General features: G+C 38.9%; 8 protein-coding genes. 7 read left to right on the forward strand and 1 reads right to left on the reverse strand.

The features are described 5' to 3' along the window. The first annotated feature begins 254 nt into the window (after positions 1 to 254). Positions 255 to 1946, forward strand: a complete 1692-nt coding sequence (locus tag HMPREF2876_RS05320; protein ID WP_024052345.1) for a phospho-sugar mutase — start codon at positions 255 to 257, stop codon at positions 1944 to 1946. Positions 1947 to 2127: 181 nt separating this feature from the next. Here HMPREF2876_RS05320 and HMPREF2876_RS05325 read toward each other — a convergent pair whose 3' ends face one another. Beyond that, a complete protein-coding gene (locus tag HMPREF2876_RS05325) occupies positions 2128 to 3096 on the reverse strand; it encodes an NAD(P)/FAD-dependent oxidoreductase (protein ID WP_024052346.1) in 969 nt (322 codons plus the stop codon). Between the two features lie 126 nt (positions 3097 to 3222). On the opposite strand from HMPREF2876_RS05325, the gene HMPREF2876_RS05330 reads away from it, so the two are divergent. The 6 genes from HMPREF2876_RS05330 (at position 3223) to HMPREF2876_RS05355 (ending at position 10910) form a co-directional block, all read left to right on the forward strand. Further along, positions 3223 to 5766 (forward strand): M1 family metallopeptidase, encoded by a 2544-nt coding sequence (locus tag HMPREF2876_RS05330; protein ID WP_024052347.1) that lies wholly within the window; start codon positions 3223 to 3225, stop codon positions 5764 to 5766. Positions 5767 to 5925: 159 nt separating this feature from the next. Next, positions 5926 to 6669, forward strand: a complete 744-nt coding sequence (locus tag HMPREF2876_RS05335; RefSeq protein WP_070241746.1) for a DeoR/GlpR family DNA-binding transcription regulator — start codon at positions 5926 to 5928, stop codon at positions 6667 to 6669. Next, the gene (pfkB, locus tag HMPREF2876_RS05340; RefSeq protein WP_022526204.1) at positions 6666 to 7577 is read left to right on the forward strand and encodes a 1-phosphofructokinase; all 912 of its coding nucleotides are present in this window, start codon (positions 6666 to 6668) and stop codon (positions 7575 to 7577) included. The genes HMPREF2876_RS05335 and pfkB overlap by 4 nt, the downstream gene beginning before the upstream one ends. Next, positions 7574 to 9523 (forward strand): PTS fructose transporter subunit IIABC, encoded by a 1950-nt coding sequence (locus HMPREF2876_RS05345; protein ID WP_024052349.1) that lies wholly within the window; start codon positions 7574 to 7576, stop codon positions 9521 to 9523. The genes pfkB and HMPREF2876_RS05345 overlap by 4 nt, the downstream gene beginning before the upstream one ends. A gap of 160 nt (positions 9524 to 9683) precedes the next feature. Next, positions 9684 to 10058 (forward strand): DUF1149 family protein, encoded by a 375-nt coding sequence (locus tag HMPREF2876_RS05350; protein WP_024052351.1) that lies wholly within the window; start codon positions 9684 to 9686, stop codon positions 10056 to 10058. A 3-nt stretch (positions 10059 to 10061) separates the two neighbouring features. Continuing rightward, entirely contained in the window at positions 10062 to 10910 is an 849-nt protein-coding gene (locus HMPREF2876_RS05355) for a DegV family protein (protein WP_070241742.1), read from the forward strand. Positions 10911 to 10920 lie beyond the last annotated feature (10 nt).

A 10920-nucleotide genomic window follows, 5' to 3' on the forward strand; every position in this document is an offset into this window, starting at 1 on the left:
CTTTTTTCTACACAAAAATAGGCTCTATAAGATCTATAGGGGGTTTACCCACTACAAATATTATAGAGCCTAAAATTTACCTAATCAACAATCACCCACAGAGAGATAAAATCTGTGAGGCTTACATATAAATAACTGTTTCAAACAAAAAACTGCAAGCGTTTTAAAGAAAAATTGGGAAAAGGATTGATAAAAATGAAAAGGTAGTATAGAATGGAATTATTGAGAAATAATATATTAAAAGGAGTCGTTATATGAACTACAAAGAAGTTTATGAACAATGGCTAAACAATGATTTCTTCGATGAAGAAACAAAAGCTGATTTGCTGTCTATTCAGGATGATGAAGCTGAAATCGAAGATCGATTCTACAAGGGTCTTGAGTTTGGGACCGCTGGTCTTCGTGGGAAATTGGGTGCTGGTACCAACCGTATGAATAAATACATGGTGGGAAAAGCAGCCCAAGCATTGGCTGAAACCTTGAAAGACCATGGTGAAGAAGCGATTAAAAGAGGCGTTGCAATCAGCTATGATGTCAGATATAAATCAAAAGAATTTGCTGAATTGACCTGCTCCATCATGGCTGCTCATGGCATCAAAACTTATATTTACAATGGCATTCATCCTACGCCAATGTGCTCGTATGCAATTAGAAAATTGCACTGTAAGGCTGGCGTGATGGTGACAGCTAGTCATAATCCACAAGAATACAATGGCTATAAAGCATATTGGGAAGAAGGGTCACAAATTTTAGATGACATTGCAGGCCAAATTGCAGGTCACATGGATGAAATTGTCAACTTTGAAGACATCAAATCTATTCCTTTTGAAGAAGCTTTGGAAAGTGGTCTTGCAAATTATATTGATGCATCTGTCGAAGAAGATTACTACCAAGAAGTTCTCAATTTAACAATCAATGAAGATGTTGATAAATCTATTAAGGTTGGCTATACGCCTTTGAATGGTACAGGAAATATTCCTGTCAGAGAAATTCTGAAAAGAAGAGGATTTGAAAATATTTATGTCGTAAAGGAACAAGAATTTCCTGATCCAGATTTTACAACAGTTGGTTATCCCAATCCAGAATTTCCAAAAGCATTTGCCTATTCTGAAAAACTTGGAAAAGAAAATGATTGTGATATTTTGATTGCTAATGACCCAGACTGCGATCGTGTTGCGCTGGAAGTAAGAAATGCAAACGGTGATTATGTCTTTTTAAACGGAAATAAGATCGGTGCTTTGCTTTCTTATTATATTTTCTCACAACGTTCTGCTCTCAATAATTTACCTGAAAATCCTGTCATGGTGAAATCTATTGTTACAGGTGATTTATCTAGAGCGATTGCGAAGAAATATGGTATTGAAACAGTAGAAACCCTGACTGGATTTAAAAATATTTGTGGCAAAGCCAACGAATATGATCGTACTAAAGAAAAAACGTATGTGTTCGGTTATGAAGAAAGTATTGGCTTTTGCTATGGAACTTTTGTCAGAGACAAAGATGCTGTTAGTGCTTCTATGATGATTGTAGAAATGGCTGCTTACTTTAAAAAACAAGGTAAGACTTTGTTAGATGTTTTAAATGATATTTATGCAGAGTTTGGCTTCTATAATGAAAGACAAGTTTCGCTTGAGCTAGAAGGTGTAGAAGGTCAAGAGAGAATCGCTCGAATGATGGAAGAATTTAGAGAACATCCGTTGACAACAATTGGAGCAATGGAACTTGAAAAAGTGATTGACTTTAAAGATGGCTACCTTGATTTTCCAAAACAAAACTGTTTGAAATATTACTTTAAAGATGGTTCATGGTATGCACTCAGACCGTCAGGGACCGAACCTAAAATCAAACTATACATCTATTCAATTGGTAAAGATGAAAAGGAAAGTGTTGAAAAACTTGACCTCATCGAAAAGGCTTGCCGAGAAAAAATGGATAGTGTGAAATAAGAACATATAAAAGAGTTTGGGACAAAAAGATTTCAATTTTTAAAAATCTTAATTATTAAGCCCTTCAAATCTATAATTAAATGCGAAAAGCGAACAAAGCAGAATTCTGATTACCAGAAAACTAGTTTTGTTCGCTTTTTATATTTGAGGTCGGACTTTTGTCCCAGCTTCTTTTTGCTTTTTAAAGACTGGTCGAATGTTTTGGCTGTATTTTTTGGTCGGGATAGATATAATTCATGGCGTTGTTGATAGCTGTAGGAGCTTCGCCTAGTCCTGTGGCTATCAAATCAATCTTTCCGTCATAGCTACAGCAATCGCCAGCAGCATAGATACCTGCGACAGAAGTTTCTTGTTTGCTATTGACGATAATCTTGTGGCGATTGAGTTCTATTCCCCATTTTTTTAAGTTTCCAACAGATGATTTAAAGCCATAATTGACGAAAAGCTGATCAAGCGGCAAGAGCTCCGTTTCATCGCTTTTCACTTTAGTGATTTCAAGATGAGTGAGTTTGTTTCTTTCACCTATAAGTTGACTTGGGATAAATGGTGTTTTAATCGTGACAGTAGAAGCTTTTAGTTCATTGACACTGTGTTCTAAAGCACGGAAGGTGTCTCGACGATGGATGATATGTGTCGGAGCGATTTTATCAAAAGCAAGTGCCCAATCCACTGCAGAATCACCACCTCCTAGAACCACAATGTTTTGTCCAGCGTATTGATTGATATTGGAAACGTGATAATGAATGTTTTCAAATTGTTCTACATTGTCCAAATCAAGTGAGCGAGGTTTAAAAGCACCACCTCCCATAGCAATCAAAATGGCTCTTGAAATGTGCTTCCCATTGCTAGTTGTTAAGGTAAATAATTCATCGTTTTTTTCAATATCTAATACAGTCTCATTGAGATGTATGCTTGTTTCAAATGTTTTTACTTGATCAATCAAACGCTCAATCAATTCCTCACCTGTTAGATTAGTAAAACCAGGAACATCCAGAATTTTCTTTTCAGGATAGAGAATAGCTGGCTGTCCACCGAGCTGAGGCAGCGAATCAATCAAATTCACTTTTGCTTGACGCATGTGAGCATAAAAAGCAGCAAAAAGACCCACAGGCCCCCCACCAACAATCGTAATATCAAAAAATTCAGACATGATTTCTCCTTAAAATAGTAACGTATTTCTATTTTATCACAAAATGAGGAAAACGATAGAGAAATTGTGTTAGGACACGTGAATTATGTTACAATAGTTACAGATTATATTATTAAGGAGACATACATGCAAGCAGTTGCACATTTTATTGAAACATTTGTTCCAGAACATTATGATATTTTTTTAGATTTGAATCGGGAGCAAAAAACGTTCACAGGTAAGGTCAGCATTAGCGGAGAAGCAAAAGGTGAAAAAATTTCTCTTCATCAGAAGGATTTGACAATCCAGTCCGTTGAGGTAGCTGGCGAAGCTCGTCCTTTCTCTGTAGATAATGAAAATGAAGCAGTTTACGTTGAGCTTGGTCAAGCAGGGGTTGTTGAAGTAACGCTGACTTATACAGGTAAAATTACAGACAATATGACAGGGATTTATCCTTCTTACTATACTGTTGATGGAGTCAAAAAAGAAGTTCTTTCTACTCAATTTGAAAGTCATTTTGCACGTGAAGCCTTTCCAAGTGTAGATGAGCCAGAAGCAAAAGCTACATTTGACCTTTCTTTGAAATTTGACCAAGAAGCAGGAGAAATCGCACTTTCAAACATGCCAGAAGTTGATGTAGAAAATCGAAAAGCAACTGGCATCTGGAAGTTTGCAACGACTCCTCGCATGTCGTCTTATCTTTTGGCGTTCGCGGCTGGTGATTTACAGGGTGTTACAGCAAAAACGAAGAATGGTACCTTGGTCGGCGTGTACTCTACCAAAGCTCACCCTGCTTCAAATTTGGAATTTGCTTTAGATATTGCAGTTCGCTCTATTGATTTTTATGAAGAATACTACGGAGTAAAATATCCGATTCCTCAATCTCTGCATGTAGCTTTGCCAGACTTTTCTGCAGGAGCTATGGAAAATTGGGGCTTGGTCACTTATCGTGAAGTTTATCTTTTAGTAGATGAAAATTCAACTGTTACAAGCCGTCAGCAAGTAGCTCTTGTGATTGCTCACGAATTGGCTCACCAATGGTTTGGTAATTTGGTTACAATGAAATGGTGGGATGACCTTTGGCTCAATGAAAGTTTTGCCAATATGATGGAATATGTCTGTGTGAACGCTATTGAGCCGACTTGGAACATTTTTGAGGACTTCCAAACAAGTGGCGTTCCTCTGGCTCTAAAACGGGATGCGACTGACGGTGTTCAATCTGTCCATGTGGAAGTAAAGCATCCAGACGAAATCAATACCTTGTTTGACCCAGCAATTGTCTATGCTAAAGGAAGTCGTCTCATGCACATGCTTCGTCGTTGGTTAGGAGATGAAGCCTTTGCAAAAGGTTTGAATACTTATTTTGCTAAACACCAATACAGTAATACGATTGGTCGTGACTTGTGGAATGTTCTCGGTGCAGCTTCAGGACGTGATGTGGCAGCCTTTATGGATTCGTGGTTAGAACAACCAGGTTATCCAGTTTTAACAGCGGTTGTGGAAAATGACACTCTCAAAATTTCTCAAAAACAATTCTTTGTTGGAGAAAAAGAAGAAAAAGACCGTTTATGGGTTGTGCCATTGAATAGCAATTGGACTGGTATTCCAGATACTTTAGAAACCGAAACGCTTGAGATTCCAAATTATGCAGCTCTGGCAGCGCAAAATGAAGGAGCACTTCGTTTCAATACAGAAAATACGGCGCATTACATTACTGATTATCAAGGGGAATTGTTGGATAATATTTTAGCAACTATTACGGACTTGGATAATACAAGTAAGTTACAAGTAGTACAAGAACGTCGTCTGGTGGCGGAAGCTGGTTTTGTTTCATTTGCAGATTTGATTCCAGTGGTTGAAAAGTTAACCAATGAAACATCTTATCTTGTAGTATCTGCTGTGAAGGCTGTTCTAAATGGTTTGAAGACTTTTGTGGACGAAGGGACAGAAACAGAGGCAGCCTTTAAAAAATTACTCGTTAAGCTGAATGAAGATAACTTTGACCGACTTGGCTTTGAAGCGAAAGACGGTGAAACAGATGAAGATGAATTGGTACGTCAAATTGTTGTGGCAAATATGATTGCAGCTGATGATGAACAAGCGAGCCAAAAAGCGAGCCAAATCTTTGAAGCGCATCAAGAAAACTTGGAAAAACTTCCAGCAGCCACTCGTTTGCAAATTTTGATTAACCAAATCAAACACCATGAGACAAAGGAATTGACCGATCAATATCTAGCAACCTACATTACAACGGTTGACGGTAACTTCCAACGTCAATTGGCTTCGGCTCTTTCTTATACCAAGGACGAAACAACCCTCACCCATCTTTTAGAAGAATGGAAAAATAAGGATGTTGTAAAACCGCAGGATTTAGCAATGAGTTGGTATTTTACTTTCTTACAACATGATTTCACACAAGGAACTGTCTGGACCTGGGCGCGTGACAATTGGGATTGGATTAAGGCAGCTCTTGGTGGAGATATGAGTTTTGACAAATTTGTCATTTATCCAGCAAGTACCTTTAAGACGTATGAACGTTTAGCAGAATACAAAGCCTTCTTTGAACCACAATTATCTGATTTGGCAATTAGCCGTAACATTAGTATGGGAATCAAAGAAATTTGCGCTCGTATTGATTTGATTGACAAAGAAAAAGTAGCTGTTGAAGCAGCAATCAAAGCGACAGTATAACAGTATAGAAAAGAAAAGGTTGAATGCGAATTTCAGCCTTTTCTTATTGCATTTTGCTGTTTTATTAAAAAAGTGATAGTTTTTGAAAGAAAATGTTTGACTTTGAAATGAATTGGTGTATAATAAATCTGTAAACGATTGCAGGAAGAGGTGAGGTCTATCTTAAAATCAGAACGCAAACAGGTAATTTTAGAGGAAATCAATCATCATCAAGTTGTTTCTCTGGATAGCTTAGTTCGTTTGTTAAATACGTCTGAATCAACAGTTCGTAGAGATCTAGACGAATTGGAAGATGAAAGAAAACTGCGCCGGATTCACGGTGGAGCAGAAAGCATTCATTTTCTTCAAGAGGAAGAAAGCAATCAAGAAAAATCTATCAAAAACGTTCAAGATAAATTACGAATTGCTCAAAAAGCGGCGGAATTGATACAAGAACAGGATGTTATTTTTATTGATGCTGGAACGACAAATGAATTGTTAATCAATGAGCTTTCAAGCAAACATATGACGGTTGTGACCAACTCCATTCACCATGCTACAAAGTTAGTTGAGAAAAACATTCCAACGGTTATTATCGGAGGAGTTGTCAAAAGCTCAACAGATGCTAGTATTGGTGGTGTTGCTTTGAATCAAATTGGTCAGTTGAATTTCAACAAAGCTTTTATTGGTATGAATGGAATTGATGAAAATTTCTATACAACGCCTGATATGGAAGAAGGAGCAGTCAAACGAGCGATTCTTGACAACGCCAAGCAGACCTACATCTTAGCTGATGCTTCAAAAATCGGTCATTCCTCTTTCGTGAAAGTCGCCCCTATCAAACGTGCTAGCATTATTACGAGTGCATGCGCCAATGAGCAATTGGAAAAGATAAAAGAAAAAACGGAGGTTATTGAAGTATGATTTATACTGTTACGCTTAACCCTTCTATTGACTATATTGTCCGTTTGGATAAGGTCAATGTTGGAAGCGTGAATCGTATGGAGAGCGATGATAAATTTGCTGGTGGAAAAGGCATCAACGTCAGTCGTGTGCTCAAACGTTTGGGAATTGACAATACAGCGACTGGCTTTATCGGTGGCTTTACTGGAAAATTTATTACTGATACCTTGGAAAATGAAGCGATTGCGACTAAATTTGTCCAAGTGTCAGAGGATACGCGTATCAACGTTAAGATTAAAGCAGACGCTGAGACAGAAATCAATGGAACGGGTCCGACTGTCTCACCAGAGCAATTGGCAGCCTTAAAAGATATTCTTTCAGGGCTTTCAGAGAAAGATACAGTTGTCTTTGCAGGGTCAAGCAATAAAAATCTAGGCAATGTCGTCTATAAAGAGTTAATTAGTCTGACGAGGCAAACTGGAGCACAAGTCGTTTGTGATTTCGAGGGACAAACACTTATTGATTCACTAGAGTTTCAGCCATTATTGGTTAAGCCGAATAACCATGAACTTGGTGATATTTTCAGAGTGAAGCTGGAAAAGCTGGATGAGATTGAGAAATATGCTCGTGAAATTCTAGCCAAAGGTGCGCAACATGTCATTATTTCTATGGCAGGTGATGGAGCGCTTTTGGTAACAAAGGACGGAGCTTATTTTGCAAAACCAATCAAGGGAATCGTGAAAAATTCTGTTGGAGCTGGTGACTCAATGGTTGCAGGCTTTACTGGCGAATTTGTTCGTTCAGGAAATGCTGTTGAAGCCTTCAAATGGGGAGTGGCTTGCGGAACGGCAACGACTTTCTCTGATGATTTGGCAACAGCCGCTTTTATTAACGAAACATATGAAAAAGTAGAGGTAGAAAAAATATGAAAATTCAGGATTTACTGAGAAAAGATGTGATGTTGCTTGATTTACAAGCAACTGAAAAAACAGCTGCTATTGATGAAATGATTCACAGTTTAGTTGACCACGGTTATGTGACAGATTTTGAAACATTCAAAGAAGGAATCTTGGCTCGTGAAGCTTTAACGTCAACAGGCTTGGGCGACGGGATTGCCATGCCACACAGTAAAAATGCGGCAGTCAAAGAAGCAACCGTTCTTTTTGCAAAATCAAACAAAGGTGTGGATTATGAAAGTTTAGACGGGCAACCGACAGATTTGTTCTTCATGATTGCTGCACCAGAAGGAGCGAACGATACTCACTTGGCTGCACTTGCAGAATTGTCACAGTACCTGATGAAAGATGGATTTGCAGACAAACTTCGTCAAGTAACTTCGCCAGATGAAGTGATTGCATTATTTGACCAAGCGTCTGAAAAAGCAGCAGAACCTACAACGGTAGCACCGGCAACCAAAGATGGTGATTTCCTTGTTGCGGTAACAGCATGTACAACGGGAATTGCACATACTTATATGGCGCAAGAAGCTCTTCAAAAGGTAGCGGATGAAATGGGAGTTGGTATCAAGGTTGAGACCAACGGTGCTAGTGGTATCGGAAACAAACTGACCGCAGAAGATATTCAAAAAGCAAAAGCGGTTATTATTGCGGCTGATAAAGCTGTGGAAATGGATCGATTTGACGGCAAGCCATTGATTAACCGCCCAGTTGCTGACGGTATTCGTAAGACAGAAGAGTTGATTAACTTGGCATTGTCAGGAAAAGCAGAAGTATATCATGCAGCCAATAAAGCAGCTGCGTCCTCTTCAGCGAATGCAGCAGGCGGTTTCTACAAACACTTAATGAGTGGTGTTAGCCAAATGCTTCCATTCGTTATTGGCGGTGGTATCATGATTGCGGTGGCATTCTTGATTGACCAAGCAATGGGAGTACCAAAAGATCAATTGGCAAATCTCGGTACTTATCATGAGTTGGCAGCTATGTTTAAGAATATTGGTGGCTTGGCCTTTGGCTTTATGCTTCCTGTACTTGCTGGTTATATCGCTTATTCTATTGCTGAAAAACCAGGTTTAGCGCCAGGTTTTGTAGCAGGTAGTATGGCTTCCGCAGGTCTTGCTTTTGGTAAAATTCCATTTGCAGAAGGTGGGAAAGCTACTCTTGCACTTGCTGGTGTACCTTCTGGTTTCCTTGGAGCCCTAGTGGGTGGTTTCCTTGCAGGTTACGTTGTAAACTTCCTTAAAAAAGCCTTGAGTTGTCTTCCAAAGTCGCTTGAGGGTATCAAGTCCATTCTACTTTATCCACTGTTGGGAACCTTGCTAACTGGCTTCTTGATGTTGTTGGTGAATATTCCAATGGCCGCTATCAATACTGGCTTGAATAGTTTCCTAGAAGGCTTATCTGGTAGTTCAGCTGTCCTCCTTGGACTCGTTGTAGGTGGTATGATGGCTATTGATATGGGCGGTCCCTTCAACAAAGCGGCTTATATCTTTGGTACAGGAACTCTTGCAGCAACTGTTTCAACAGGTGGTACAGTTGTAATGGCAGCGGTTATGGCTGGTGGTATGGTTCCTCCTCTAGCAGTCTTTGTTGCAACGCTTTTATTCAAAGATAAATTTACCGAAGAAGAACGCAATTCAGGCTTGACAAACATTGTTATGGGACTATCCTTCATTACTGAAGGTGCTATTCCATTTGGTGCTGCTGACCCTGCCCGTGCCATTCCAAGCTTTATGGTTGGTTCAGCCTTAGCAGGCGCACTTGTCGGCATGGCTGGTATTAAACTCATGGCACCACACGGAGGTATCTTCGTTATTGCACTTACTTCAAATGCTCTTCTCTATATCATCTTCATCTTGATTGGCGCAATTGTAAGTGGTGTGTTATTCGGAGCGCTTCGCAAACCATTGAATAAATAATGATGAGTTTCATCGTTCTAGGAGTTGGAGAAAAATTCTCTAGCTCCTTTTTTAATCTAAAAGAAACATTGAAAGGAGATGATTTTCATACTGATAAAATTAGTCAGGCGCTGGAAAATATGTTATAATTTTAATAACGCATATTTTGAGGAGAAATGAAATGGAATTACAACGCGAAAAAGAATTTGTCAGTCAATATCACTATGACGCACGTAATTTAGAGTGGGAAAAAGAAAACGGAACCCCAGAAACAAAAGTGGATGTCAATTTTCAATTGTTAAATCAAGATCAAGAAGGACAAGTAACTTCTATCGTTGTAATTGTGAACTTTATGATTGTCTTTGATGCTTTTGTAATTAGTGGAACAATCTCACAAGTCAACCATATCATGGGACAAATTGTCAATGAGCTAAGTGAATTTGAGCAGGACGAAGTAGAACAACTTGCTCGTCCAAGTTTGTCCATATTAAATCGTTTGACCTATGAAGTAACAGAAATCGCCTTGGATTTACCAGGTATCAATTTGGAGTTTTAATGCATGAAATTAGCCGTAATTACTGATTCGTCAGCATATTTGGATAGCAAAGTCATCGAAAATGAGCATTTATTTATCTTAGATATTCCCGTTAGTATTGACGGGGTTGAGTACATCGAAGGAAAGAATCTTTCTGCTAGCGAATTTTATCAAAAAATGGCAGCCTCTAGTGAATTACCAAAGACCAGCCAACCGAGTATCGCCAGCTTAGTGAACACTCTGTCTTTAGTAGAAGGGCAAGGTTATACTCATGTTATTGGTCTGTTTTTATCGAGCGGCATTTCTGGCTTTTATCAAAATATCCAGTATTTGAAAGATGAATTTCCAAGTTTAGAAATTGCTTTTCCAGATTCAAAAATCACAAGTGCGCCGCTTGGAATGATGGTGGAGCATATTTTAAACTGGGCTGAACAAGGGTTAGCGTTTGAGCAAATTCTGAGCAATCTTGACGTTCAAATCAAGGGAATTGGTGGCTTCATCATGGTAGATGACTTAAATCATTTGGTGAAAGGCGGTCGTTTGTCGAATGGCGCTGCAATTCTGGGAAACTTGCTCAGTATCAAACCAATTCTTTACTTTAATGACGAGGGCGGCATTGAGGTTTATGAAAAGATTCGTACCGAGAAAAAAGCTACGAAACGCCTGATTGAGATTGTCAAAGAGCAAACTGCACAAGGAAATTACCAAGTGATGATTATTCATGGAAATGCACTGGAAAAAGCAGAACATTTACATCAATTATTGTTAGAAGATAGTGTTTCTGGAGAGATTCCGATTGCGACATTTGGTAGTGTGATTGGAACTCACTTGGGTGCTGGAAGTATTGCCTTAGCCTATATTCCGATTATTTAAGGAGGATTCC

Source organism: Streptococcus sp. HMSC073A12 (assembly GCF_001812815.1).
Lineage (GTDB): Bacteria > Bacillota > Bacilli > Lactobacillales > Streptococcaceae > Streptococcus > Streptococcus vaginalis.